General features: G+C 71.4%; 23 protein-coding genes. 4 read left to right on the top strand and 19 right to left on the bottom strand.

Annotated features, from left to right (window positions below; genetic code table 11):
- Positions 1–6 precede the first annotated feature (6 nt).
- From AB0J66_RS09590 to AB0J66_RS09535, 12 genes are all read right to left on the bottom strand, one after another.
- Positions 7–600 (bottom strand): helix-turn-helix domain-containing protein, encoded by a 594-nt coding sequence (locus tag AB0J66_RS09590; RefSeq protein WP_364657843.1) that lies wholly within the window; start codon positions 598–600, stop codon positions 7–9.
- The gene (locus AB0J66_RS09585; RefSeq protein ID WP_364657840.1) at positions 597–1,796 is read right to left on the bottom strand and encodes an acyl-CoA dehydrogenase family protein; all 1,200 of its coding nucleotides are present in this window, start codon (positions 1,794–1,796) and stop codon (positions 597–599) included. The genes AB0J66_RS09590 and AB0J66_RS09585 overlap by 4 nt, the downstream gene beginning before the upstream one ends.
- The gene (locus tag AB0J66_RS09580; RefSeq protein ID WP_364657837.1) at positions 1,796–2,791 is read right to left on the bottom strand and encodes a phosphotransferase family protein; all 996 of its coding nucleotides are present in this window, start codon (positions 2,789–2,791) and stop codon (positions 1,796–1,798) included. Before AB0J66_RS09580 ends, AB0J66_RS09585 begins: the two co-directional genes overlap by 1 nt.
- Entirely contained in the window at positions 2,788–3,564 is a 777-nt protein-coding gene (locus tag AB0J66_RS09575; RefSeq protein WP_364657834.1) for an SDR family oxidoreductase, read from the bottom strand. The genes AB0J66_RS09580 and AB0J66_RS09575 overlap by 4 nt, the downstream gene beginning before the upstream one ends.
- Entirely contained in the window at positions 3,561–4,304 is a 744-nt protein-coding gene (locus AB0J66_RS09570) for an SDR family oxidoreductase (RefSeq protein WP_364657831.1), read from the bottom strand. The genes AB0J66_RS09575 and AB0J66_RS09570 overlap by 4 nt, the downstream gene beginning before the upstream one ends.
- Before the next feature lie 56 nt (positions 4,305–4,360).
- Positions 4,361–5,629 carry an ABC transporter substrate-binding protein gene (locus AB0J66_RS09565; RefSeq protein WP_364658669.1) on the bottom strand — a complete coding sequence of 423 codons (1,269 nt, stop codon included), beginning with the start codon at positions 5,627–5,629 and terminating at the stop codon, positions 4,361–4,363.
- Positions 5,630–5,670: 41 nt separating this feature from the next.
- A complete protein-coding gene (locus tag AB0J66_RS09560; protein WP_364658667.1) occupies positions 5,671–6,660 on the bottom strand; it encodes a branched-chain amino acid ABC transporter permease in 990 nt (329 codons plus the stop codon).
- A gap of 94 nt (positions 6,661–6,754) precedes the next feature.
- Positions 6,755–7,633 carry a branched-chain amino acid ABC transporter permease gene (locus AB0J66_RS09555; protein ID WP_364657828.1) on the bottom strand — a complete coding sequence of 293 codons (879 nt, stop codon included), beginning with the start codon at positions 7,631–7,633 and terminating at the stop codon, positions 6,755–6,757.
- A gap of 1 nt (position 7,634) precedes the next feature.
- Positions 7,635–8,339, bottom strand: coding sequence for an ABC transporter ATP-binding protein (locus AB0J66_RS09550; protein ID WP_364657826.1), 705 nt, complete (start codon positions 8,337–8,339; stop codon positions 7,635–7,637).
- Positions 8,336–9,076: an ABC transporter ATP-binding protein gene (locus AB0J66_RS09545; protein WP_364657823.1), complete on the bottom strand. Its 741-nt coding sequence runs from the start codon at positions 9,074–9,076 to the stop codon at positions 8,336–8,338. Before AB0J66_RS09545 ends, AB0J66_RS09550 begins: the two co-directional genes overlap by 4 nt.
- Positions 9,077–9,881: 805 nt before the next feature.
- On the bottom strand, positions 9,882–10,526 hold the full coding sequence (locus AB0J66_RS09540) for an alpha-ketoglutarate-dependent dioxygenase AlkB (RefSeq protein ID WP_364657820.1): 645 nt from the start codon (positions 10,524–10,526) through the stop codon (positions 9,882–9,884).
- An 84-nt stretch (positions 10,527–10,610) separates the two neighbouring features.
- A complete protein-coding gene (locus AB0J66_RS09535; protein WP_364657817.1) occupies positions 10,611–12,293 on the bottom strand; it encodes an MFS transporter in 1,683 nt (560 codons plus the stop codon).
- A gap of 89 nt (positions 12,294–12,382) precedes the next feature.
- Between AB0J66_RS09535 and AB0J66_RS09530 the strand changes: the two genes are divergently transcribed.
- Positions 12,383–13,108 carry a TetR/AcrR family transcriptional regulator C-terminal domain-containing protein gene (locus tag AB0J66_RS09530; protein ID WP_364657814.1) on the top strand — a complete coding sequence of 242 codons (726 nt, stop codon included), beginning with the start codon at positions 12,383–12,385 and terminating at the stop codon, positions 13,106–13,108.
- On the opposite strand, the gene AB0J66_RS09525 is transcribed toward AB0J66_RS09530, so the two are convergent.
- The 4 genes from AB0J66_RS09525 to AB0J66_RS09510 all read right to left on the bottom strand — a co-directional run bounded on the left by AB0J66_RS09525 (position 13,105) and on the right by AB0J66_RS09510 (position 17,644).
- Positions 13,105–14,124, bottom strand: coding sequence for a succinate dehydrogenase/fumarate reductase iron-sulfur subunit (locus tag AB0J66_RS09525; protein ID WP_364657811.1), 1,020 nt, complete (start codon positions 14,122–14,124; stop codon positions 13,105–13,107). The two genes, AB0J66_RS09530 and AB0J66_RS09525, sit on opposite strands and share 4 nt — an antisense overlap.
- On the bottom strand, positions 14,124–16,067 hold the full coding sequence (locus AB0J66_RS09520; RefSeq protein ID WP_364657809.1) for a fumarate reductase/succinate dehydrogenase flavoprotein subunit: 1,944 nt from the start codon (positions 16,065–16,067) through the stop codon (positions 14,124–14,126). Before AB0J66_RS09520 ends, AB0J66_RS09525 begins: the two co-directional genes overlap by 1 nt.
- A gap of 15 nt (positions 16,068–16,082) precedes the next feature.
- On the bottom strand, positions 16,083–16,892 hold the full coding sequence (locus AB0J66_RS09515) for a hypothetical protein (protein ID WP_364657807.1): 810 nt from the start codon (positions 16,890–16,892) through the stop codon (positions 16,083–16,085).
- 209 nt (positions 16,893–17,101) lie between these two features.
- A complete protein-coding gene (locus AB0J66_RS09510) occupies positions 17,102–17,644 on the bottom strand; it encodes a hypothetical protein (protein WP_364657804.1) in 543 nt (180 codons plus the stop codon).
- Between AB0J66_RS09510 and AB0J66_RS09505 the strand changes: the two genes are divergently transcribed.
- Positions 17,631–18,047, top strand: a complete 417-nt coding sequence (locus tag AB0J66_RS09505) for a hypothetical protein (RefSeq protein WP_364657802.1) — start codon at positions 17,631–17,633, stop codon at positions 18,045–18,047. The genes AB0J66_RS09510 and AB0J66_RS09505 overlap by 14 nt on opposite strands.
- A gap of 186 nt (positions 18,048–18,233) precedes the next feature.
- On the opposite strand, the gene AB0J66_RS09500 is transcribed toward AB0J66_RS09505, so the two are convergent.
- The 3 genes from AB0J66_RS09500 to AB0J66_RS09490 are packed head-to-tail and all read right to left on the bottom strand — an operon-like array spanning position 18,234 to position 22,986.
- Positions 18,234–19,697 carry a TldD/PmbA family protein gene (locus AB0J66_RS09500; RefSeq protein ID WP_364657799.1) on the bottom strand — a complete coding sequence of 488 codons (1,464 nt, stop codon included), beginning with the start codon at positions 19,695–19,697 and terminating at the stop codon, positions 18,234–18,236.
- On the bottom strand, positions 19,694–21,130 hold the full coding sequence (locus AB0J66_RS09495) for a TldD/PmbA family protein (protein WP_364657796.1): 1,437 nt from the start codon (positions 21,128–21,130) through the stop codon (positions 19,694–19,696). Before AB0J66_RS09495 ends, AB0J66_RS09500 begins: the two co-directional genes overlap by 4 nt.
- Positions 21,131–21,162: 32 nt before the next feature.
- Positions 21,163–22,986 (bottom strand): prolyl oligopeptidase family serine peptidase, encoded by a 1,824-nt coding sequence (locus tag AB0J66_RS09490; RefSeq protein WP_364657794.1) that lies wholly within the window; start codon positions 22,984–22,986, stop codon positions 21,163–21,165.
- A gap of 95 nt (positions 22,987–23,081) precedes the next feature.
- On the opposite strand from AB0J66_RS09490, the gene mshB reads away from it, so the two are divergent.
- The gene (gene mshB / locus AB0J66_RS09485) at positions 23,082–23,990 is read left to right on the top strand and encodes an N-acetyl-1-D-myo-inositol-2-amino-2-deoxy-alpha-D-glucopyranoside deacetylase (RefSeq protein WP_364657791.1); all 909 of its coding nucleotides are present in this window, start codon (positions 23,082–23,084) and stop codon (positions 23,988–23,990) included.
- Positions 23,990–24,811 carry a hypothetical protein gene (locus AB0J66_RS09480; RefSeq protein WP_364657789.1) on the top strand — a complete coding sequence of 274 codons (822 nt, stop codon included), beginning with the start codon at positions 23,990–23,992 and terminating at the stop codon, positions 24,809–24,811. Before mshB ends, AB0J66_RS09480 begins: the two co-directional genes overlap by 1 nt.
- Positions 24,812–25,495: the final 684 nt, after the last annotated feature.

The raw sequence follows: 25,495 nt of genomic DNA, 5'->3' as shown, positions 1-25,495 counted from the left end.
GGCGGCTCACGGTGACGGCGCGGCGGTCAGGAGCGACGTGATGGTGCGGGAGAGGGCGGCCCGGGCGGCCGGCACCGACAGGTTCATCGTCTCGCGCCAGGTGGACCAGGTGGGCCACATGCTGATGGCGGTCAGGGCGTTGAGGAGCTCGTCGTTGCCGTCGACCTCGGCCGCGAAGAGCGTGCTCAGCTCGGCCCGGACCCGCTCCACGTGCAACTGCCGGTAGCGGCGCAGCGTCTCGGAGAACGGCTCCTTCAAAGCGGCCGCCTTGGCCGTGGGCCCGATCTGCTCGAGTAAGCGGGTGCGCTGGCGGCAGTAGGCGTCGATCCGCTCCGGTAGCGGCAGCTCCGGCGAGACCGGCCGGTGCGCCGCGTCCCGGATCTCCAGGACGCGGCGGCCGCTGGCCAGGAACAGCGCCTCCATGTCGGCGAAGTGGCTCCACAGGGCGCGCAGCGACACCCCGGCCTGCTTGGCAATCCGATCCGCGGTCGGCCGCAGGTCACCCTCGCGGATCAGCTGAAGATGGGCGTCGACGATCGCGTTGCGGGTCCGCTCCGACCGGGCGGTGCGCCCGTCGACCCGCTGCGGTGCCTGGCTCACGTGGCGCTCCGGTAGCGGTTCAACTCCCGCCGGGCCAGGGACCGCTTGTGCACCTCGTCCGGGCCGTCGGCCAGGCGCAGCGTGCGCGCGGCCACCCACAGGGCCGCGAGCGGCGTGTCCTGGCTCGTGCCGGCGGCGCCGTGGGCCTGGATGGCCTTGTCGACGATCCACTCCACGGTCGACGGCACGATGATCTTGATGGCCTGGATCTCGGTGTGCGCGCCCTTGTTGCCGACCGTGTCCATCAGCCAGGCGGCCTTGAGCACCAGCAGACGGGCTTGCTCGATGCGCACCCGCGACTCCGCGATCCAATCCTGGATCACGCCCTGCTCGGCCAGCGGTTTGCCGAACGGCGTGCGGCTCAGCGCCCGCGTGCACATCAGCTCGAGGGCCCGCTCGGCCATGCCGATCAGCCGCATGCAGTGGTGGATGCGGCCCGGGCCGAGCCGCGCCTGTGAGATCGCGAAGCCACTGCCCTCCTCGCCGATCAGGTTGGCCGCCGGCACCCGGACGTCCTCGAAGACCAGCTCGGCGTGCCCGCCGTGGTCGCCGTCGGAGTAACCGAAGACCGTCATGCCGCGCTTGACCGTCAGGCCGGGAGTGTCGCGTGGCACCAGGATCATGCTCTGCTGCACGTGCCGGGCCGCTTCGGGGTCGGTCTTGCCCATCACGATGAAGATCCGGCAGTTCGGGTTCATCGCGCCGGTGATGTAGAACTTGTGCCCGTTGATCACGTACTCGTCGCCGGCCCGCTCGATACGGGTGCCGATGTTGGTCGCGTCGGACGAGGCGACCTGCGGCTCGGTCATCGCGAAGGCGGACCGGATCGTGCCGTCCAGCAGCGGCGAGAGCCACTGGCTCTTCTGCTCGGCGCTGCCGAACTCGGCCAGCACCTCCATGTTGCCGGTGTCGGGGGCCGCGCAGTTGAGCGCGGCCGGCGCGATGGCCGGGCTGCGGCCGGTGATCTCGGCAAGCGGGGCGTACTGCAGGTTGGTCAGCCCCGCGCCGTGCTCACCGGGCAGGAAGAGATTCCACAGACCCGCGCTTTTCGCGGCGGCCTTGAGGCTCTCCAGGATCGCCGGCGGCTCCCAGCCGTCGCTGTGGTAGCCCGCCTCGGCCGGGTAGACGTGCTCGTCCATGAAGGCGAGCAGTCGCTTGCGGTAGTCCTCGGTCTGAGCGTCGAAGCCGAAGTCCATCAGTGTCCCTCCAGCGCCTCGTGGCCCCGCATCACCAGCGGGCCGACGAGGTTGCCGATCGTCTCGAAGCCCTCACCCACGGTCTGGCCCTGAACGTAGCGGTAGTGCACGCCTTCGAGAATCACCGCCAGCTTGAAAGCGGCGAATCCCACATACCAGTGAAGATCACTCACATCGCGCCGGCTGCGCTCGGCGTAGCGCGCGCTCAGCTCGGCGATGCTCGGGTGGCCGGGCACGTTCAGCGGCGCGCTCGGCCGGCCGTCGCCGCCGACGTTGAGCGGCAGACCGGCGTAGACGATCATCAGCGCGACGTCGCTGAGCGGGTCGCCGAGGGTGGACATCTCCCAGTCGAGCACCGCGTTGATCCGCAGGTCATCGCCGATCAGCACGTTGTCGAGCCGGAAGTCGCCGTGCACGACCGCGCCCGGGCCGCCGGCCGGGATGTCCACCGCGAGCCGCGCGTGCAGCTCCTCGATGCCGGCCACCTCGCGGCTGCGCGACGCGTCGAGCTGCTTCTTCCAGCGGCTCACCTGGCGCGCGTTGAAGCCTTCCGGCTTCCCGAAGTCGCCGAGGCCGATGGCGTACGGGTCGAGGCCGTGCAGATCGGCCAAAGTGTCCACGAGGGACAACGCCAGGCCGCGCATCGCCTCCGGCCCGAGCGCCCGCAGATCGGCGATGTCGCGGTAGATCCGCCCATCGACGTGCTCCATCAGGTAGAACGGGGCCCCGATGACCTCGGTGTCGGTGCACAGCAGCACCGGCCGCGGCGCCGGGAAGCCGGCCTTGGACAGCGCCTCCAGCACGCGGTGCTCGCGCACCATGTCGTGGGCGGTCGGCAGCACGTGCCCCAGCGGCGGGCGGCGCAGCACCCAGCGGTTCTCGCCGTCGGTGACCGCGTAGGTCAGGTTGGAGCGGCCGCCGGCGAACATCCGGCCGGTGAGCTCGGCCTCCGAGCCCAGATAGGCGCGCAGCTTCTCGAGGTCGAGTCCTTTCACCGGCCGTTCCCTTCGAAGGCCCGCTGCATCTTGTTCATGCCGCCGAGCCAGCGATCGGGGTCGTTGGCCCGCAGGCGATAGAAGTCGGCCACCTCGGGGTGGGGAAGGATCAGGAAGCTGTCGCCCTTCAGGGCCTCGGCCACCACCGAGGCGACGTCGTCCGGCTCCATGGCGGTCTCGGCCAGCAGCGCCGCGCTCGCACTGCCGCGCTCGCCGCCGCGGGTGAGCATGTCGGTGCGTACGCCCTGGGGGCAGAGCGCCTGCACAGTGACCCCGCGGTGGGCGTACGTGGCGCGCAGCCACTCGGCGTACGCCAAGGCCGCGTGCTTGGTCACCGCGTACGGCGCGCTGCCCAGCAACGACAGCAGACCGGCCGCGCTCACGGTGATCACGAGACGCTTCTGTTCGCCCTGGTCGAGCCAGCGGGGCAGCAGGGCCCGGGTGACGTAGACGTGCGACATCACGTTGACATTGAAGTCGCGCAGCCACACCTCGTCCGGTGTGCTCTCGTCACCGGCCGTCAGCACCCCGGCGTTGGCGCAGAACAGGTCGATGCCGCCGAGCTCGGCCCACGCGGTGTCGATCAGGTTGCGCGTGTGGTCCTCGTTCGCCGCGTCGCCCGGCACGGCCAGACCGCCGATCTCGCTCGCCACCGCCTGGGCCGCGTCGGGATCGAGGTCGTTGACGATGACCTCGGCCCCCTCGGCGGCGAACCGCCGGGCCAGGGCGGCCCCGATGCCGCCACCGGCGCCGGTGACCACGACACGCTTCACTGGACCGTCCCCGTCAGGGTCACGCCGCCGTCGATGACGACGGTCTGCCCGGTGATCCAGGCCGAGTCGGGTGAGCAGAGGAACGCGACCGCGCCGGCCACGTCCTCCGGCACGCCGAGCCGGGCCAGCGGGTAGCCCGCCGCGACCTTCTCCTCCCGGCCGTCGTAGAGGGCGCTGGCGAAGCGCGTCTTGACCACGGCCGGGGCGACCGCGTTGACCCGGACCTTGGGCGCGAGCTCGATGGCCAGCTCCTCGGTGAGGTGGATCAGCGCGGCCTTGGTGACCCCGTAGAAGGCGATGCCGGGTGACGGGCGCACGCCGGAGACCGACGAGATGTTGACGATCGCGCCGCCCTCGCCCAGGCCGCCCCGCAGGGCCTCCTGCACCCAGCCCAGCGTCCCGATCACGTTCACCTCGAAGATTTTCCGGGCGGCGTTGAGGTCGATCGTGCCGAGCGGGCCGTACACCGGGTTGATGCCGATGTTGTTGACCAGCGTGGTGACCGGGCCGAACTGCCCGAGCACGGTGTCGATCACCGCGGCCCGGTGGTCGGGATCGTCGCCCTTGCCGGCGACCCCGATCGCCACGTCGGCCCCGCCCAGATCCTTGGCCGCGGTGTCGAGCGCCTCCGCGTCCCGGCCCGTGATGCACACCTTGTAGCCGTCGGCCACGAAGCGTTGCGCGATGGCGAACCCGATCCCTCGACTGGCCCCGGTCACGATCGCCACTTGGTCCGCCATCGCCGCTCCTCATCGTCGCTTTTTGCACTGGTAGTGCGTTGTCCCTGCTGCCCACCTTAGGCAGCGGGGATACCGTTCTGCGGTGGGGTCACCGCCGGCGCCTCATAGACCTCCACCGCTCCGTCCTTGTCGTCCGTGCGGTACGCCTTCCCGAAGTACTGCGCCTTGCCGCCGGCGATCTTGGTGAGCTGCTCGCCCGCGTACCCCGAATGATCCTCGGCCGAATAGCGCACCGGCACCAGCCCGGGGCCGGTGAAGCCGCCCTTCTCCACGGCCGCGGTGATGCCGTCGCGGGTCAGATCCTTGCCCGCGGCCTGCAGCGACTGGACGAACAGGTAGCCCACCGACATGCCGTAGACGACGTTGTTGTCGAACTCGGCGCCGCCGTTGTACTCCTTGTTGACCTTGGTGTAGAGCTGGATCCACGGGTTCGTGTCGTCGTTGGCCAGCGGCAGGTAGTTGGCCGCGATGACGCCCTCCAGCAGCGGCGCGGCGGCGCCGAGGGTCTTGGCCAGGGTGGTCGGGTCGGAGCCGACGTTGCTCACCACGTACTGCGGCTTGAAGCCGAGCTTGGCCCCGGTGCCGATCGACAGCGCGGTGAAGCCGGGCACGGTGGCCAGCATGACGACCTGGCAGCCGGCCGCCTTGAGCGCGCCGATCTGCGGGCCGACGTTCGGGTTGCTCGTCACGTACGACTGCTTGGCCGCGACGGAGCCGAGGACCTTCTCGATGCCGGCCAGGCTGTCTCGGCCGAAGTCGTCGTCCTGGCCGAGGAAGCAGACCTTCTTGCCGGCGTGGTTCTCCTTGACGTACGTGGCCAGGATCTTGCCCTCGACGGTGTAGTCGGGGTTGAAGCCGAACGTGCCCGGATATTTGTCGGGCTGGTTCCAGCTGCGGCTGCCGCTGGCCACGAACAGATCCGGCACCCGGTTGGTCTTCAGGAAGTCGAGCACGCCGCTGTGGGTCGGGGTGCCGAGACCGTTGAGGATCGCGAACACCTTGTCCTGCAGGACCAGCTGGCGTACGACCTGCTGGGTGTTGGCCGGGTTGTAGCCGTCATCCATGATCTTGTAGGTGATCTTGCGGCCGTGCACGCCGCCGTTCGCGTTGACGTAGTCGAAGTAGGCCTTCGTGGCCGGCGCGATCTTGGAATACCCGGCGGCGGCCGGGCCGGTGAGCGGCATGTGCGTGCCCACCACGATCTCCGAGTCGGTCACTCCCGGCGTGTTTCCGCCGCCACTGCTGCCATTGCTGTCGCCCGAGTTGCTGCAACCGGTCGCGGCCAGCAGCACGGAGGCGAGGACGATCGCCGTGGTGCGTTTCATCATCGGCCTTTCTGCGCGCAGATCAGGGTTTCTTGGTGTGTTCAGTGCTTGTTTTTCTGGGGCCTCCGCCAGGAGCGCGGGAGTCTCAGTGATGCCAGGCCGCCCGGGGCGGCGAGCATGACGACGACGAGGACGACGCCGAAGAAGGTGAGCGCGAGGTTGCCCTCGAGCCGTTGAGAACCGGAGGCCTCGCCGATCTCGTGCGCGACCGCGGGCAGCGCCACCAGCAGGACGGCGCCGATCAGGGCCCCGGAGAGCCGGCCGAGCCCGCCGATCACGATCGCCATCAGAAGGAAGAGCGACAGAGTGAGCGGGAAGGCGCCCGGCGACACGCTCTGGGCCATGACGGCGAACAGCGCCCCGGCCAGCCCGGCGCACGCGGCCGAGATCACGAAGGTCCACACCTGCGTACGGGCGATACTGATGCCGGCCAGCTTGGCCGCGGTCTCGTCGTCGCGGACGGCCCGCATGTCCCGCCCGAACCGGCTCCGCGTGACCAGAGCCAGCACCAGCACGGTGACCAGGGCCCCGCCCCAGCAGAGCCAGGCCTGCCACTGCTCGACCGTCATCGACTCGGGCGGCGGGTTCAGCACGACCGACAGCCCCTGATCACTGTTGAACGTCTCGTCGAACGTGCTGGTGACCGAGGGAACGACCACGGCCACGGCGAGCGTGAGACCGGCCAGATAGGGTCCGCGCAGCCGGGCCGCCGCAAGCCCGATGACCAGCCCGGCGACCGTGGTGACCAGGATGGCCACGACGATGCCGACCGCGAGCAGGTTGAACTTGTTCTGCCACAGCGCCAGCGTGTAGGCGCCCGTCGCCATCAGGGCGCCGTGCCCCAGGGAAAGCTGCCCGTTGAGTCCGGTGAGGACGGTCAGGCCGGCGGTGACGCAGAGATAGGCCCCCACGGTCGCCAGCTGGTAGGTCCGGAACGGCGGCAACGTATAGGTCAGCACGACCACCAGCACCGCGCCGACCGCCACCACGAGAAACGGATTGAGCCGCCGCCGCATCACCGGCGCCACCATCCGAGAAGTCACCCGATCCCTCAAAACGGTCATGCTGCGCCTCCCTTGGGCATGCTCTTCTGGCCCTCGCCTGCGACGCCGTCGGTGCAGGCGGTCATGCCGTCCTCGCTTTCGATCGGGCGAACAGACCGTCGGGCCGACCCAGGAGAACGACCACGAGCAGGGCCAGGACGGCCATCGGAGCGACGGTGGCGCCGAGGTAGCCGCTGATGTACGAGAGGACGAGGCCGACGACCAGGCCGCCGATCACCGCGCCGATCGGGCTGTCGAGCCCACCCAGCACGGCCGCGGTGAAGGCCGAGATGAACAGCACGTCCATCGCGGTCGGATGCAACCCGAGCTCGGTCGGGATGACCAGCATTCCCGCGAGCGAGCCGACCGCGGCGGCCAGCGCCCAGCCCAGCGTGAGCATGCCGCCGACCGGCACGCCGAGCAGGCGCGACACGTCCGGTGCGAAGGCCGCGGCCCGCATGCGCAGACCGGTCGGCGTACGGGTGAACAGCAACGTGAGCAGAAGGACGACCGCGCCGACAGCACCGAAGACGAACAGGTCGTACCGCGACAGCAGTGCGACCCCGCCGATGTTGAACGCGTCCCGGCTGAACGGGGCCTCGGCCGGCCGGAACTCGTTGCCGTACAGCATGCCGAGCACGCCCTGAATGATCAGCACCAGGCCGAGCGCCACCACCACCCCGTTGAGCGGCGACGAATGGTCGACGAAGCGCATCACGACGCGCTCGACAGCCGCGCCGAGCAGCAGCCCGGCGACGATCGCCACGGCGAAGCCGACCCAGTACGAGCCGGTCGCGTCGGCCACCGAATAACCCACATAAGCGGTGGCCACCGCCATGGCGCCCTGCGCGAAGTTGACGATCCGGGTGGCCCGCCAGATCAACACCAGGGCCAGCGCGAACGCCGCGTACACGGCGCCCCGGCTGAGCCCGTCGAAGGTGAGGAACAGGAATCTGTCCATGTCAGAACCCCAGGTAGGCGTGCCGGAGATCGGCGTCGCCGGCGAGCGCCGCGGCGTCGTCGCGGGCGGCTATGCGCCCCAGCGACAACACGACACCCTGGTCGGCGATGGAGAGCGCACTGCGCACGTTCTGCTCCACGAGCAGAACCGCGAGACCCGTGCGGTCCCGCAGGTCGCGTAACAACGCCATGATCTGGCCGGTTACCCGCGGCGCCAGCCCGAGCGAAGGCTCGTCGAGCAGCAGCAACCGGGGCTCCGCGGCCAGGGCCCGGCCGATCGCCAGCATCTGGCGCTCCCCGCCGGACAGCTGATGGCCGAGATGGCCGCGGCGCTCGGCCAGCGGCGGGAACAGCTCGTAGATCGGCGCCAGCGACGGCTGCGGCTTACGCCAGAGGCCACCGAGGCGGAGATTCTCGTCGACCGTGAGCTCGGTGACCACGCCCCGCCCCTCGGGCACGTGGGCGATGCCGTGCCGCACCAGCCGCTCGACCTTGATCCCGCGAAGGTCGGCGCCGTCGAACACGACCCGCCCCTTGACCGGCGGCAACAGACCGGACAGGGCCCGCAACAACGTGGTCTTGCCGGCCCCGTTGGCCCCCAGCACCGCGACGATCTGCCCCGGCGCCACGGTGAGGCTGACGTCGTGCAGCACCGGCGCGGCCCCGTAGCCGACCGTGAGACCGTCGACCTCCAGCAGCGCGCTCATGCGGCCGCCCCCAGATAGGCCTCGGCGACCTTGTCGTCGTTGCGGATCTCGCCCGGGGTGCCGAGGGCGATCGGCTTGCCGAAGTCGAGGACGAGGATCTGCTCGCAGACCGACATGACGAGATCCATGTGATGCTCGACCAGCAGGACCGTGCACTCGGCCTCCTGGATCAGCGAGGCCAGCCAGCGGATCTCCTCGGCGTCCAGCCCACCGGCCGGCTCATCGAGCATGAGAATGCGCGGCTTGGCCGCCAGCGCCCGGGCCAGCTCGACCCGCTTGCGTTTGGCATAGGGCAGCGAGGCGGGCAGTGCACCGGCATGCTCGGCGACCCCGCAGCGCTCGAGCGCGGCCCAGGCCTCCTCCTCGGCCCGGCCCGACCGGGCGCCGACCAGCACGTTCTCCAGAACGGTCATGCCGTTGAACTGGCCGACCCCCTGCAGCGTCCGCGCGATGCCGCGCCGGTTGAGGTGGTGCGGCCGGGGCCGGAACGCCCGCCCGTCAAGCGTGATGGCACCGGCCTGCGGTGTCACGAACCCGCAGATCACGTTGAAGAGCGTGGTCTTGCCCGCCCCGTTGGGCCCGATGATCCCGACGACACGCCCCGGCGGCACCCGCAAAGACACGTCATCCAGGGCGAGCAACCCCCCGAAGCGAACGGTTATGTGTTGGAGCGCCAGCCCCTGATCCGCACTCGGATCAGAACCAGCACTGGCGGACGTCGACGAATCCGTTGCCATGGTCACCTCGGCTCGAACCGGCAGAGTGGCCTGTGCAGACGGCACCCGAGGAGGCGCAACCGTCCTCTGTGGAAAGTGAAGGTCAACTATTTACACTAGGAGTGTAACTTTCGCGCCCGACACGTCAACCGTCTGTTTCCATGTTGTTTCAATCCGCATTCCCACCAGGCGGCACCACCCGGGGCGCTTCCACGAGGCGTGGATACCGGCCGGCACCGCCACTGGACGCGCCGGCGCGGAGGGCGGGCACGGGTGGGGGCTGAGCCTGAGAGTGCTCGCGCGGAGGGCGGGCGGCGCGGGTGAGGGCTGAGCCTGAGAGTGCTCGCGCGGAGGGCAGGCGCGGGTGGGGGCTGAGCCTGAGAGTGCTCGCGCGGAGGGCGGGCGCTGGTGGGGGCCGTGTCCGGGCCTCGCGCGGTGCGGTGGGGGCTGTGCCTGGGGCTCTCACGCGGTGCGGTGGGGGCCGTGCCCGGGCACCCGCGCGGCTGGGTGGGCGCTCTGCCTGACGGTGCTCCCGCGGAGGGGCGGGCGCTTGTGGGGCTGTGCCCCGGGGCACTCGCGCGGTGGGGTGGGCGCTTGTTGGGGTTGTGCCGCGGCGCTCGCGCGGTGGGGTGGGGAGGGTGGGTGCCGGTGGTGGGTTGCACCGCCGAGGGTGTTGGCGCGAGGGCCGCTGCTGGCGGCGGCACCGCTCGGGGGTCGTTCGCCCGCGTGGCCGGCTACCGGCGAACGGCACCGGCCGCGAGTGGCCCGCCCGCGGCGGGCGGCACCGCTCGGGGGTTGCTCGTCCGCGGGGTGGGGCGGGGTGGAATCAGGCCACGTTGATCGGGCGGAACTGGACGCTGATGCGTGGGCCGACTGCCTTGGCGGTCTTGAGGATGGCGTGCTCCCAGGTGCGCTGGCACGAGCCGCCCATGACGATCAGGTCGCCGTGGCCGAGGGGGAACCGCAAGGTCTCGTGGCCGCCGGCGCGCGGCCGCAGCGACAGGTTGCGCGGCGAGCCGAGCGAGACGATCGCGACCATGGTGTCGTGGCGGGCCGAGCGGCCGAGCGTGTCGCCGTGCCAGGCGACGCTGTCGCGGCCGTCGCGATAGAGGCACATGCCGGCGGTGACGAACTCCTCGCCCAGCTCGTCGGCGTAATGCCGGTTGAGCTCGGCCTTGGCCTGGGTCAGCGCCGAGTGGGGCAGCTCCTCGTCACCGCCATACCACCGGAGCAGCCGCGGAACGTCGACGACGGAGTCGTACATCTGGCGGCGGTCGGCGCGCCAGTCGATGCCGAGCAGGGTCTCGAAGACCTCGTCGGAACCCTGGAGCCAGCCCGGCAGCACGTCGACCCACGCCCCGGCGGTGAGCTCGTGGCGTTTCAGGCGCCCCGCGAGCGGCCCGGCCTCCGTGGCCGGGCCGCCGCTCTCGCCGGAGAGGTCGAACATCGACGGCTGGTACGTGCTGGTCATGGCCCAAGCTTAGTACGGATGTTCGATGATCGTTTCGGGCCTGTGGATAACTCGCAATGCCAGCTACTCGGCCCAAATTGTCCGTTACGACGCCCCGGCCTCGCGCGACGCCGGGGCCGAAGGGGTTGGCACTGGGATGGAGGGCGCGGCGGAAGGGGGAGACGTCGAGGTGGAGGGGCCGGCCGAGGGGGCGGGGCTGGCCGAGGGGGAGGGGCTGGCCGAGGTGGAGGGGCCGGCCGAGGGGGAGGGGCCGGGCGCGGGGGAAGAGGGAGGTGTCGAGGTGGAGGGGGCGGTCGAAGAAGAAGTAGCCGACGGCTTGGGGCGCAGGACTGCGGCGGCGACCGCCGCGGCCAGGATGCCGCCGGCCACGCCGACCAGGGCGGTGGTCGAGATCGCGTCCACGAAGGAGTCCTGGGCGAGCTTGGCCAGGGCCGTATCCCCCGTCGAGGCCGCGATCCGCAGCGCGTCGCCGATGGAGTTGCGGGCCTCCTCCGCCACGGACGAGGGCATCGCGCTCCGGTAGGCCGCCGTCAGCACACTGCCCAGCACGGCCACGCTCAATGCCGTACCGACCTGCTGCACTGTGTCGTTGACGGCCGACCCCACTCCCACCCGGTCCGGCGGCAGCGCCCCGAGCAGCGTCCCGTACGCGGCCGGGCCCGCCGTGCCGCTGCCGGCGCCGATGACCAGCAGAGCGACCGCGAGGCGGGCGTAAGACGAATCGGGCGTGAGCGATGCGAGCACCGCGAAACCACCCGCCATCAGCAAGAGCCCGGCCGCCAACGCCACCCGCGTACCGAATCTCTTGTCGATGACCACGCCGATCCCGTTGAAGATCACGGCGGTGACCAGTAGCGGAATGAACGCCAGGCCGGCCCGCATCGGCCCGAAGCCCAGGACGAACTGCAGGTACTGGGTCAGCGCGAGCAGCACGCCCCCGGCCGAGAACGACAGCAGCACGATCGACAGGCTGGCGCCACCGAAGTTGCGATCGCGGAACAGTGAGAGTGGCAGCATCGGCTCGTCGACCCGGCGTTCCCACACGGCGAACGCGATCAGCCCGATGGCCGCCACCACGAACCCGCCGATGGTGGTGGCCGCCGACCAGCCGTCCTGGGCGGCCCGGATGATGCCCCAGACCAGCGCTGTCATGCCGATCGTGGAGAACAGCGCGCCCAGCAGGTCGGGTCGTGCGGCCCGGCCGTGCGACTCCGGGATGATGGCCAGCGCGGCCACGATGCCGAGGATGGCGATCGGCACGTTCATCAGGAAGACCGATCCCCACCAGAAGTGCTCGAGCAGCAGGCCGCCGAGGGTGGGCGCGCCCAGCGAGCCGAGCATCAGCACCGAGCTCCAGATCGCGATGGCCTTCTTGCGTTCGGACTCGTCGAAGACCGTGGTCAGGATCGAGAGCGTGCCCGGCATGAGGAAGGCCGCGCCGATGCCCATCACGCCGCGGACGGCGATCAGTTGGCCGGGTGTCTGGCAGAGCGTGGCCAGTACGGAGGCGCTGCCGAAAATGATCAGGCCGGTCACCAGTCCGCGGCGGCGGCCGTGGCGGTCGGACAGGCTGCCCGCGGTGAGCAGGAGACCGGCGAAGACCAGGATGTACGCGTCGATGATCCACTGGATGTCGGCCGACGAGGCGCCCAGATCCCGGATCAGCGACGGGATGGCGATGTTGAGCACCATGTTGTCGATCACGACCACGAGCAGGCTCAGGCAGAGCACGCCGAGGATCAGCCAGCGGCGCGGGTTGCGTTCCATGAGAGGCCCCGTTCTCGAACACTGTGCGATTATCTCGCACACCGTACCAGTCAACTCGAACACTGTGCGAGTGGTTCTAGGATGGGGGCATGACCTCGAAGTTCGCCGACTCGGTGTGGCTGCGGCCGCCGCGCACCCGCAACGGTCAGCCCACCCTGAGCCGGGAGCAGATCCTCCGCGCGGCCATGGAGATCCTCGACGCGGAGGGGCCGGCCGGGCTGAGCATGCGCCGCCTCGGCACGAAGCTGGGTTCGGGCGCGACGTCGCTCTACTGGCACGTGGCGAACAAGGACGAGCTGCTCGAGCTGGCCGTCGACGAGGTGATGGGCGAGATCTACGTGCCCGAGCCAGGCGACACGAGCTGGCGGGTCGGCGTCTCGGTCTGGGCCAACGGCATGCGCTCGGCCCTGCTGCGTCACCCCTGGGTGATCGGGCTGCTCGGTACGCATCCGACGCTGGGCCCGAACGCGATGCGCCTCGGCGAGCGCATCGTGCTGCTGCTGACCCCGGCCGGCTTCACCGGCATGGCCCTCTCCCACGCCAGCTCGCTCGTGAACGCGCACGCCATCGGCGCCGCGACCACCGAGGCGGCCGCCAACACCGCGATCAAGCGCAGCGGCGTCGAGATGGCCGACCTGGCCGATCAAATGCGGCCGTACGTGGAGAGGCTGGCGGCCGAGCATCCCGCCTACGACAAGTGGCGCCAGGACGTCGACATCCTCAACCGTGACCAGCAGCAGCTCCTGGACGAAGGGTTCGCCTTCGGCCTGGAGCGGCTGCTGGACGGCTTGGAACTCTGGTTGACGAAGAGCTAGTGCAGGTTCGGGTCCGAGCCCGAGTCCTTCCTGTCCGCGGGCTGGTGGTAGGTCACCTCGCCCGGCGGCAGCGGGAACGACAGGTCGTCGCCGAACGGTGACGGGCCGCCCTGCGTGGGCAGCGACACCTCGCTGACGTCCAGCTTGCCGTCCGACCGCACCGGCGCGCCCTCGGGCTGACGCGCGCTGGAGAACCGCGTCGTGCCGGAGGCCACGTCGGTCACCCCGGTCGAGGTGCTCGGGGCCATGTTGTCGCCGTCCAGCTGGTCGCGACGGAAGATCTTGCGGCCGAGCCAGACCAGGGGGTCGTATCGACGGTCCACCACGCGCTCCTTCATCGGAATGATCGCGTTGTCGGTGATTTTGATGTGCTCGGGGCAGACCTCGGTGCAGCACTTGGTGATGTTGCAGTAGCCGAGGCCCTGGTGGGCCTGCGCGTATTGCTTGCGGTCCTCCCGGTCGTCGAGCGGGTGCATGTCGAGCTCGGCGGCGCGGATGAAGTAGCGCGGGCCGGAGAACGCGGTCTTGTTCTCCTCGTGGTCACGCACGACGTGACACGTGTTCTGGCAGAGGAAGCACTCGATGCACTTGCGGAACTCCTGGCTCCGCTCGACGTCGACCTGCTGCATGCGGTAGTCACCGGGCGCCACCGCGGGCGGGGGCGCGAAGGCCGGGGTCTCGCGGGCCTTCTCGTAGTTGAAGGACACGTCGGTGACCAGGTCGCGGATGACCGGGAAGGTCCGCAGCGGCGTGATCGTGACCGTCTCGTTCTCCTCGAAGGTGGACATCCGGGTCATGCAGCCGAGCTTGGGCTTGCCGTTGATCTCCATCGAGCAGGAGCCGCACTTGCCCGCCTTGCAGTTCCACCGGCACGCCAGGTCGGGGGTCTGGGTCGCCTGCAGCCGGTGGATGATGTCGAGCACGACCTCGCCGTCGTTGACCTCGACGTCGAAATCCTGGATCTCGCCGCCGGACGAGTCGCCGCGCCAGACGCGGAAGTGACGCTTGGTGCCCATTACTTCGCCTCCGTCTTGCTCTGTGCGTCTGTCCGGGCACCGGGGATGTGGGCCGCGCCGGTCTGGTTCAGTTCCTCGTCGGTCATGTATTTCGCCAGCTCACTGTGCTCGAAGAGCTCGATCAGCTCGTCGCGCATGGTCGGCAGCGCCTTGTGCTCGAGGTGCACGTCGCCCGACTTGTCGAGCGAGCAGACCAGGTTGACCTGGCGCCATTTCGGGTCCATGCCGGGGAAGTCCTCGCGGGTGTGGCCGCCGCGCGACTCCTCGCGCTCGAGGGCCGCCTTGGCCGTGCACTCCGAGACGACCAGCATGTTGCGCAGGTCGAGGGCGAGATGCCAGCCGGGGTTGTAACGCCGGCCGCCGGTCGCGCCCACATTGGCCACCCGCTGCTTGAGGTCCTGCAGGCGCTTGAGCGCGTCGGTCAGCTCGCCCGCGCGGCGGATGATGCCGACGAGGTCGCCCATCACCGCTTGAAGATCTTGCTGCAGGGTGTACGGATTCTCGCCGCTCTGCCGTTCGAGGGGCGCGAGCGCCGTGGTGACCGCGGCCTCGACGTCCGGCGTGTGCACCCGTGGCCGCTTGGCCAGCGCGTCCGCGTACGCCGCGGCGTGCTCACCGGCCCGCTTGCCGAAGACCAGCAGGTCGGACAGCGAGTTGCCGCCGAGCCGGTTGGAGCCGTGCATGCCGCCGGAGACCTCGCCCGCCGCGAACAAGCCGGCCACCGTGCCCAGCGCGGCGCCCGTGTCGGGGTCGACCTCGACCCCGCCCATCACATAGTGACAGGTCGGGCCGACCTCCATCGCCTCCTTGGTGATGTCGACGTCGGCCAGCTCCTTGAACTGGTGGTACATCGACGGGAGGCGCCGGGTGATCGTCTCGGCCGGCATGCGGGTGGAGACGTCGAGGTAGACGCCGCCGGCCGGGGTGCCGCGGCCGGCCTTGACCTCGGAGTTGATCGCGCGGGCGACCTCGTCGCGGGGCAGCAGCTCGGGCGGCCGGCGGTTGTTGTCGGGATCGGTGTACCAGCGGTCGGCCTCCTCCTCGGTGTCCGCGTACTGCTTGCGGAACACGTCGGGGACGTAGTCGAACATGAACCGCTTGCCCTCGGAGTTGCGCAGCACGCCACCGTCACCGCGGACCGACTCGGTGACCAGGATGCCCTTGACGCTGGGAGGCCAGACCATGCCGGTCGGGTGGAACTGCAGGAACTCCATGTTGATCAGCGTCGCGCCCGAGCGCAGGGCGAGCGCGTGCCCGTCGCCCGTGTACTCCCAGGAGTTGGAGGTGACCTTGTAGCTGCGGCCGACACCGCCGGTCGCGAGCACCACGGCCGGGGCCTCGAGCAGGATGAACTCGCCGGACTCGCGGTAGTAGCCGAAGGCGCCGGCCACGCTGTCGCCGTCGAGCAGCAGCTCGGTGATGGTCGTCTCGGCGAAGACCCGGATGCGTGACTCGTAGCTGCCGGTCTCGGCGAAGTCCTCCTGCTGCAGCGAGACGATCTTCTGCTGGAGGGTACGGATCAGCTCGAGGCCGGTCCGGTCGCCGACGTGGGCGAGACGCGGGTACTCATGGCCGCCGAAGTTGCGCTGCGAGATCTTCCCGTCCTTGGTGCGGTCGAACAGCGCGCCGTACGTCTCGAGCTCCCAGATGCGCTCCGGGGCCTCCTTGGCGTGCAGCTCGGCCATCCGGAAGTTGTTGAGGAACTTCCCGCCGCGCATGGTGTCGCGGAAGTGCACCATCCAGTTGTCGCGGCTGTTCGCGTTGCCCATCGCGGCGGCCGCGCCGCCCTCGGCCATCACCGTGTGGGCCTTGCCGAACAGCGATTTCGAGATGATCGCCGTACGCTTGCCGGCCAGCCGGGCCTCAATCGCCGCCCGCAGGCCGGCCCCGCCGGCCCCGATGACGACGACGTCGTAGTGGTGTCGTTCGATGCGAGTGCTCATTGTGCGCGCCGCCCCCTAGCCGACGAACCGCAGGTCGGAGAACCAGTCGGCGGACACGGCCATGACGTAGAAGTCGGTGAGCGCGAGCGTGCCGAGGGTGATCCAGGCCAGTTGCATGTGGCGCGTGTTCAGCTTGGACACGACGGTCCAGAAGCGGTAGCGCACCGGGTGCTTCGAGAAGTGCTTGAGGCGGCCGCCGGCGATGTGCCGGCAGGAGTGGCAGGACAACGTGTACGCCCAGAGCATCACCACGTTGCCGACGAGGATGACGTTGCCGAGCCCGAAGCCGAAGCCGCCGCCGGGGCTGTGGAACGCGATGATCGCGTCCCACGTGTTGATCAACGAGATGATGACGGCGGCGTAGAACGCGTACCGGTGGGCGTTCTGGAAGATCAGCGGGAAGCGGGTCTCACCGGAGTACTTGCTGTGGCCGTCGGGGACGGCGCAGGCCGGCGGCGAGAGCCAGAAGGCGCGGTAGTACGCCTTGCGGTAGTAGTAGCAGGTCAGGCGGAACAGCAGCAGGAAAGGCAGCGTGAAGGCCGCCTCCGGGAGCAGCCAGAAGCTCGGCAGCGGGGTGCCGAACAGGGCCGCCTCGGGCACGCATCGGTCGGTGATGCAGGGCGAGTAGAACGGCGTGAGGTAGTGGAACTCCTCCACGAAATACCACTTGTGCATGAAGACGCGGACGGTCGCGTAAGTGACCCATGCCGCGAGGCCGACGAAGGTGATCAGCGGTGGGAACCACCATCGGTCGGTGCGCAACGTCTTTGCCGCAATGGCCGCGCGCGATCGGCCCGCACCCGGCCTCGTTGCCGTCGTCGTCATTCGATCTCCTGATCGGTGCCTGTCCTAATTGCCCGGCTGCCGACGAGCGCAGCCGCCGTGATGTGGAGCACACGTTACGCCCAGGGGCAGACAGTTTCGCTCTCAGGGATGCGGTCTGGATCACAAAAGTCGACCCCGATCACATCGACAAGATCAAAAGCGTTAATGGATCTTGCGGTACGCCCGTTGATGCGGACAAATAGGACGGACTACAGCTCCGGCGCGGCCAGGCGCCGGATCGAGCCCGCACAGGAGCCCGGCGCCGCGTTCACGAGATCGTCGGCCACCGGGTCGCCGGCATCGTTGCGCGGGGCCACGTAGAACGCCGGAGAGTTGGTCTTGGTCTGCCGGTCGAGAGCGTCGGCGTAGACACCGCGGGCGTCGATCAGCTGCCGCCAGTCGTCCGGGTCGCCGGCCGACGGCGCCGCGCCGACGAAGATCCGTACGGCCTCGTTCTCGTTCCGAATGGCGGTGGCCCGGGCCGCCGGGCTGGTGGTCGCGCCGGGCGGCACCAGCTTGTTGAGGCGGCGCTCCAGCTCGAAGCATCGGTCGTCACGCGACTGCCGCACCTCACGCGCGTCGGAGGCCTGATCCCGTACGTCATCGATCGCGTCGATGACGGAGAGCGCACCCACGCACATCGCGATGACGACGAGCGCCGCCCCGATCGAGATCCCCGCCACGAACCACTGCCGCCGGCGCCGCTGCCGCGGATCAATCGGCCCACCGCCGGCGGGGGTGAGCCCGAACATCCGCCGCCTGCTCCGTCCGCTCCCGCCTGGGGCCGGCGAGGGAAAGGGGGTAGAGGCACCGGCCGGGGAAGAGGCGCCGGCGGAGGAAGAGGCGGGAGAGGAGGAGGCCGGGAAAGGGGCGCCGGCGGAGGAAGAGGCGGGAGAGGAGGAGGCCGGGAAAGGGGCGCCGGCGGAGGAAGAGGTGGGAGAGGAAGAGGCGGAAGAGGCGCCGGCCGAGGAAGAGGCGGGGAAGGCGGCCGGAGAAGTGGGCGCGGCAGCGGGGGAGGTGTGGGCGGAAGGGCCCGGCCCCGGCGCATCGCTGTCGACCGGTCGGCGGCCGAAGCCGTCGTCCGGGTCCGGGTCGCGCGGCGAGTCGCTCACCGACTCAGTGAAACACGCCGGTCAATGCGCCGTCCTCCGGTGAATGCCCGGAGCAGGGCGACGGCCCGCGACGAGCGATCACCCTGCCGCGACGAGCCAATGCCCGGCTCGCGACGAGCCAATGCCCGGCCCGCGCTGAGCCAATGTCCGGCCCGCGACGAGCCAATGCCCGGCCCGCGCCGAGCGATTGCCCGGCGCGGGCGGGCGACTGTCCGGGCCGGCCGCGGCATCAGCCCGAGGCGTTGCCGGTCAGGTTCCAGCTGGCCAGGTGCAGGGCGGGAGCCGCGTAGCGGGTGCCGGACCAGCGGTCGGGCAGCAGGACCGACTCGCTGCCGATGCCGAGGACCGCGCCGGCCGCGAGGGCCTGCGGGTAGGACTGGGTGAAGCGCATGTTGCTCACCGGGCCGACGATCTCGCCGTTCTCCACGAGCCAGACGCCGTTGCGGGTCAGGCCGGTGATGATCAGGGCTTTCTGGTCGAGCACCCGCGTGTACCAGAAGTCGGTGATCAGCAGGCCGCGTTTCATCCGGGCGGCCAGCGGGCGGGCCGACTCGGCGATCGGGTCGGCCGGGCCGGCCGGCGGCAGCGACGGTTCGGTCGCGGGCGGGGCCGCCTCGAGGCGCATGTGGCTGGGCATCGGCCCCCACGAGCGGGAGGCCGGGGACGCGTGGCCGGTGGAGCCCGTGCCCGCGTCGGCCGCCGAGGCCCGGTCGTGCGCCACCGCCTTGGTCACCCCGTCGCGGACCAGCACCAGCGACTCGCGCGGGGTGCCCTCGATGTCGAACGGCAGGCCCGGCGCGGGCTCGCCGCGGCTGCCCAGCGGCTCGTCCACGATGGTCACGGCCGGGTCGAACTGCTCGGCCTCGAGCTCGGCGAACGACTGTTTCTGGGCGAACGCCTTGCCGTTGAAACCGAAGACCGCGAAGTTGTCGAGCAGGTCGGCCACCGCCTCGGGCTCCAGCACCACCTCGTAGCGGCCCGGCGGCAGCTCGACCGGGCTCTGCCCGGCCCGGGCCTTGGCCGCCGCCCGGGCGCCGAGAGCGGCGCCGTCGAGGTCGGCCAGCCGCCCACCGGCCAGCCGGGCCACGCCGTCGGCCCCGTCGAGCCGGGCGATGCCGTCCATCGCGGCCTCGGCCGTCCGGCCCTCCACCGACTGACCGGCGCTGTTGGCGAACGCGGCCGACGTGTACGTCGTACGGCAGTAGCCCGCCGTCTCGAGCCCGTCGGCCGCCCGCACGAAGTCGGCCACCCGCAGGGCCCGCTCGGCCGGGGTGGCCCGGGCCGTCGCCTCGTCGAAACCGAAGTCGAGCCCGGACCGCTCGCCCGAGCCGTGGTAGCCGGCCGAGCCGTGCAGCGGCGACGGCGGCGTGAGGCCGGGCCAGGTGATGTCGGGCGGGCTCAGCCGGGCCGCCTCGACCGTGCGCTCGACCAGGCCGCGCAGGCCGGCCGGGGCCACGACCGTGGTCGAGCTGCTGGCCGTACGCCCCTCGAAGTGCAGCCGGAGCCGGACGGTGGTGGTCGCCTCGGCCACGTTCTGGTGGATCGCCGAGTTGGCGAACCGGGTCAGGGCCTCGGCGTCGTGGCGTACCGTCACCTCGGCCTCCGCGGCCGGGCCGGCGACCTCCCGGACCAGCTCGATGACCCGGGCCGCGAGCGCCAGCTCGGCCCCGCTCCGGACGATGTCGGCGGTCATCCCCGCACCCCCACTCGGACGTTGGTGAACCGGGCCGGCGCGGCCGGATGGCCGGTGTGACCCACCTGGCCGGGCTGGCCCTTGCCACAGTTGGGCGTGCCCCAGGCGACGGTCTCCGAGGAGAGCATGTCCATCGACTGCCAGAACCGGGGGCCGATGCCGGTGTAGGTCGGGTTGCGCAGCATGCGGCCGAGCTTGCCGTTCTTGATCTCGTAGCCGATCTCGCAGCCGAACTGGAAGTTGAGCCGCTTGTCGTCGATCGACCAGGACCGGTTGATGTCCATGAAGACGCCGTCGTCGGTCGACGCGATGATCTCGTCCAGCGTGTGCGGGCCGGGCTCGAGGCCCACATTGGTCATCCGGACCATGGGCAGCCGGGACCACCCGTCGGAGCGGACACTGCCCGCGTAGTCGAGGCCGGCCACCGCGGCCGAGTCGCGGCCGGCCAGCACGCCGACCCAGATGCCGTCGCGCACCGCGTCCCGCTTGGTGGCCGGGGTGCCCTCGTCGTCGAAGCCGAAGCTGCCGAGCGCGCCCGGGATGCCGGGGTCGATGGTGATGTTCATCAGCTCCGAGCCGTAGCGCAGCGAGCCCAGCTGCTTGAGGTCGAGCCAGCTGGTGCCGGCGAACGCGGCCTCCCAGCCGAGGATGCGGTCGAGCTCGATGGCGTGCCCGACCGACTCGTGGATCTGCAGCGCGAGCTGCTCGCCGCCGAGCACCAGGGTGGTCTCGCCGGGCGGGCAGAGCGGGGCGGTGAGCAGGGCACGCGCCTCCTCCGCCATGCGCGGCGCGTTGCCCACCAGGTCGAGGCTGTCGACGAGCTCCCAGCCACTCGTGCCGTACTGCCCGCGATGCGACGGCCAGGACCGGCGCTGGATCTCGCCGTCGCCGTAGACGCTGGCCGTGACCCCGGCCCCGCACTCGCGGATGTGCTGGTCGATGCGGTGGCCGTCGCTCGAGACGAACCATTTGCTGGTGTCCCAGATCTGGTAGATGCCCTCGGCCAGATCGGCCCCGGCCTCCTTGGCGGCGGCGGTCGCCCGCACCAGCAGGTCACCCTTGGTGGAGAGGGCCACGCCGAGCGGGTCGACCTCGCACGCGCTGGCCCAGCTCGCCTCGACGGCGCCGTTGGGCACCAGGTCGACCGGCGGCCCCGGAACCGTGGCGCTGGCCGTGGCGATCTGCGCGGCCCGCCGCCCGGCCGCCCGCGCGGCGGCCTCGGACATATCCGGAACAGCGTAGAAACCCCAGCTCGAACCGACCAGGGCCCGCACGCCCAGGCCGGCGCTCTCGCCCGAGTCCAGCTGCTCCACGTCGCCGTCGCGGGAGGTCATCGCCTCGGTGCGCCGCAGCATGACGCGACAGTCGGCGTACCGGGCACCGGCGTCCAGGGCGGCCTGCACCGCCGTGGCCGCCTCATCGAAGTGGCTCATGAGGCGACCCTAGGGGACACGTGCGACAAATTTCAGGACACGAATGCGAGCTCTTCGTCGAGGGTGGCCGACTCGACCGATCGGAAGCCGGGCAGCGACGCGCCGACCAGCAGCAAGGAGTCCGTGGGCTCGGCGCCGACCAGGCTGTGGTGGCCGTAGACGTCGGCCGAGTCGTGCCGGTCGCCCAGGTAGCGTTCGGCGAAGGCGGACGGCAGGTCGTGCCAGTCGAGCACCGGCGAGCGGGCCACGCCGCGGTGGAAGACGTCGGGCCGGCGCAGCACCGCCATCGCGGCCAGCCAGCCACCGAGGCCGGCGCCGCGCACGGCGACCTTCGACAGGTCGAGGTCGGGATGCTTGCCGACCAGCGCGAACAGGGCGTCCACCTGGTCGGCCAGGGCCACGTCGACCAGCCGGCGATGGACGACCTTCTCAAAACTGGGCGCTGTCCCCGGCGTACCCCGGCCGTCGATCGTGACGACGGCGAAGCCGGAGTCGGCCCACCACTGCCGCTCGGGCCAGGCCGCGGGATCGTGGATCACCTGCTGGTGGCCGGGCCCGTCGCCCAGCGTGACCAGTACGGGGAGCCGGGTCCCGGCGACGAAGGTGGCCGGGTAGCGGACGGTCGCGGGCAGCCGCCGGTCGGTGACGCGTTCGATGACGGGCGGGCTGGTGACCGGCAGCGGCTCGGCCAGGTTGCGCAGCGTGGCGACGTGGGCCTCGCCGCGGAAGACCTCGCCGTCGACGACGAGGACGCCGCCGCCGGCCTCGGCCCGATGCCAGCCGGGGCTTGCGGTGATCTTCTTGGCTTCGGCGCCGCCTCCGCCCAGGGAGGTACGCACGCGGAAGACATCCCGGCTCGACGGGTCACCCTCCGTACCCTCGACGATCAGATCGGGAGCGCCCGACGGCCCGCCGGGACGCGGCACCGAGCCGACCACCCGCCGCACGTACAGACCGGGCGGGGTCAGCAGGCTGCCGTCGGCGAACAGGCAGCGCGCGTCGAAGCCGTCGTGCGCCAGCTCGCCGCCGACCAGCACCCGGCCGTCGGGCAGATGCCGCGGCGTGCCCTCGACCGGTTCGACCCAGCGGGCGTCGGCCAGCTCGGCGTGCACCTGCGTCTCCCCGGTCCGCGGATCGATCGCCAGCACCAGGCCGTGCTGTTGCATCCGGCGCAGCACGGTGATCAACGGGCCGCCGCTGTCGGCCCAGCGCACGTTCACCACGTACGGATAGGTCTCCCGGTCCCAGTGCACGTCGACCCAGCCGTAGTCGAGGTCGAGCAGGTGCAGGCTGGTCGAGGCGGCCGTGCGGGCGGCCAGGATCTGCCGGCCGTCCGGGGCCCACCACCAGCCCCGCTTGCGGCCGAACCGGGCCGCCGCCTCGTCGGCCACGCCCCACGAGACCGACCCGCCGTGCTCCCGCCAGGCGCTGCCCGGCTCCCCGGCCAGCAGACGGTCGCCCTCGGGCCCGGCCACGCGCAGCGACGCCGTACCGTTCTCCCAGGTCACATAGCCGATCGAACGCCCCTCGGGATCGGGCCGGGGATCCTCGGCCGGGCCCTCGGTCGGCACCGGCGTCACCGTTGCGGCGATCAGATCGGCCCGGCACAGCCGGCCCTCGTGGGCGAAGGCGGCGATCCGGCAGTCACGGTCGACGGCGTACGCGGTCACGGGCCCCGCCGCCACGAGAGTCTCCGTGGCGGTGGCGAGATTCAGGACCCAGAGCCCGCTGTACGGATCTTCGGGGCCGGCCGAGCGCAGGAAGGCGACCCGGGCGCCGTCCGCCCCGATCGTCACCGCGTGCGGCGCGCCGTAGCGGAAGTGACCGGTGCGCTCCGCGAGTCCCGGGTAGTCCACCTGGACAGCATCGCTGATCAAGCCGCTTCCGCGCGCCCCAAACCCGCAGCCCGGCATGCCGAAAGCTGTCGGAGGTCCCGCGTAGAGTTGCGGCCGTGACTGACGCCCTGCCCGCACGCCGGCTCCTCCTCGTGCACGCCCATCCCGACGACGAGGTCACCGGCACCGGCGCCACCATGGCCCACTACGCCGCCTCCGGCGCCCACGTGACCCTCGTGACCTGCACCCTGGGCGAGGAGGGGGAGATCCACGTCCCGGCCCTGGCGCAGCTCGAGGCGGCCCAGGCCGACCAGCTCGGCGGCTACCGCATCGCCGAGCTCCAGCGCGCCTGCGCCGCGCTCGGCGTGACCGACCACCGCTTTCTCGGCGGCGCCGGCCGTTACCGCGACTCCGGGATGATGGGGCTGCCGACCAACGAGCATCCCCGCGCCTTCTGGCAGGCCGACCTCGACCAGGCGGCCGGGCTGCTGCTCGAGATCATCCGCGAGATCAAGCCCCAGGTCATGATCACGTACGACCCGAACGGCTTCTACGGCCACCCCGACCACATCCAGGCCCACCGCGTGGCCATGCGGGCGGCCGAGCTGGCCGGCGACGAGGGCCCGCAGAAGATCTACTGGACGGCCATGCCGCTCAGCGTCCTGCGCGACGGCATGGAGGCGTTCCGCGAGCTCTCCGACAACCCGTTCGCCGACGTCGAGCGGGTCGAGGACCTCCCGTTCGGCCACCCCGACGACGAGATCGCGGCCCGGATGGACGGCACCGACCACTACCAGCAGAAAGTCGCGGCGATGCGCGCGCACGCCACCCAGATCCCCGACAACTCCTGGCTGTACGGCATCGCCGGCGACTTCGGCGGCGAGTTCATGGGCGTGGAGTACTACACGCTGGCCAAGGGCGAGCGCGGCCCCGGCGAGGGCCCCCACGGCTGGGAGAGCGACCTGTTCGGCGGCCTCGGCCTCGAGCAGCCGGCCGCGGCCGCGGCCGCGGAGGGCACGGCCTGATGAGCCGCGCCGACACGGGCGCCCGCCGGGTGCCGGCGCCCCGCACCGCCGCGGAGCAATCGCCTGGCCCCGCCCGCGCCGCGGCGGAGCCGGGGGCCGGCGCGGCGGCCGATAGCCAGATGGCCGGCCCGGTGGCCGGCAGTGAGACGGCCGGCGTGGCAGCCGGCGGTGGGAAGGGCGGCTCGGTGGCCGGCGGCGAGGAGATCGCGGTGAGCGCACCGCAGACGGACGGCACGGTGGGTGAGCCCGCCGGGTCCGGCCACGAGGACGCCGGCACTGGTCGCTCGGATGCCAGTCCCGATCGCGGGGGTGCTGGTCAGGCAGTCACGGCCGGTGCGGCTTCGGTGAGCGGCGACGAGCGGCCGAGCATCGAGGTGGCGGCGCGGCGGGAGCCGTGGGCCGGGGCCGAGCCGCTGATCCGCTGGGGCGGGCTGGTGGTGGCGATCGTGGCCTCGTTCGTGAGCGGGGTGTTCGAGCTGCTGCTGTCCACGCTGCGGGCCGGTGACGTGGTGTCGGTCTGGGGCGGCGACGCGATCGGATCGGGGGGCGGCCCGCTGCTGGGGCTGTCGGTGGTGCTGGCCGCGGTGCTCAACTACGCCATCGCCTGGTTCGCCGTCACGACCACCCGGCGCAAGTGGGCGCTCGGGCCGCCGTGGGCCCTGTGGACCCTGATGATGCTGCTCGCGGCCGGTGTGCGCACGAGCGAGGGCGACTACCTGCTCGGCGGCGAGAACTGGATCGCCCTGGTGATGATCCTGGTCGGCAGCCTGACGTACGCGGTGTACTCCTATCGCTTGATCTTGAAGCGCACCCTTCCCTGACCACTCCCGCACCCGCCATCCTGATCCCGCCCGGTCCGCCGGGCGGAGCCGGTGAACCGGGAACCGCCCCATGGCGTAAGAACGAATCGAGACCGGCTGATCCCAGCGGCCGGCCCCGATTCGCGGGGCTTCCCGCGCCGAGTGGTGAGGTGAGCCCGCGTGAAGCCCAGCCCGGAGACCCCGTCTGCAACCCCGGACCCGGCCCCGCCCACCCAGCCACCCGCCCCTGAGGCAGCGCCCGCTCAGCCCGCTGCCGAAACCGGGCCTACACAGCCCGTGCCCGTTCAGCCTGCGCCCGCCCACCCCGTGGCCGGGACCGGGTCTGCCCAGCCCGCGCCCACTCGCCCGCCGGCCGGAACCGCGCCTGCCCAGCCCGCCCCCGTCCGGCCCACACCCACTAACCCCGCAGCCGGAACCGCGCCTGCCCAGCCTGCGCCCGTCCAGCCCGCGGCCGAAACCGGGCTCGCCCACCCTGCGCCCGTCCAGCCCGCCGCCGAAACCGGGCCCGCCCACCCTGCGCCCGTCCAGCCCGCCGCCCGAACCGCGCCGGCTCACCCCGCGCCGGCTCACCCCGCGCCGGCTCACCCCGCGCCGGCTCACCTCGCGCCGGCTCACCTCGCGCCGGCTCACCTCGCGCCGGCTCACCTCGCGCCGGCTCACCTCGCGCCGGCTCACCTCGCGCCG

It is taken from the genome of Actinoplanes sp. NPDC049598, assembly GCF_040675435.1.
Classification (GTDB): domain Bacteria; phylum Actinomycetota; class Actinomycetes; order Mycobacteriales; family Micromonosporaceae; genus Actinoplanes.
Note: the sequence above shows the minus strand (reverse complement) of the source record. Positions and strands in the feature narration are given on the sequence as shown.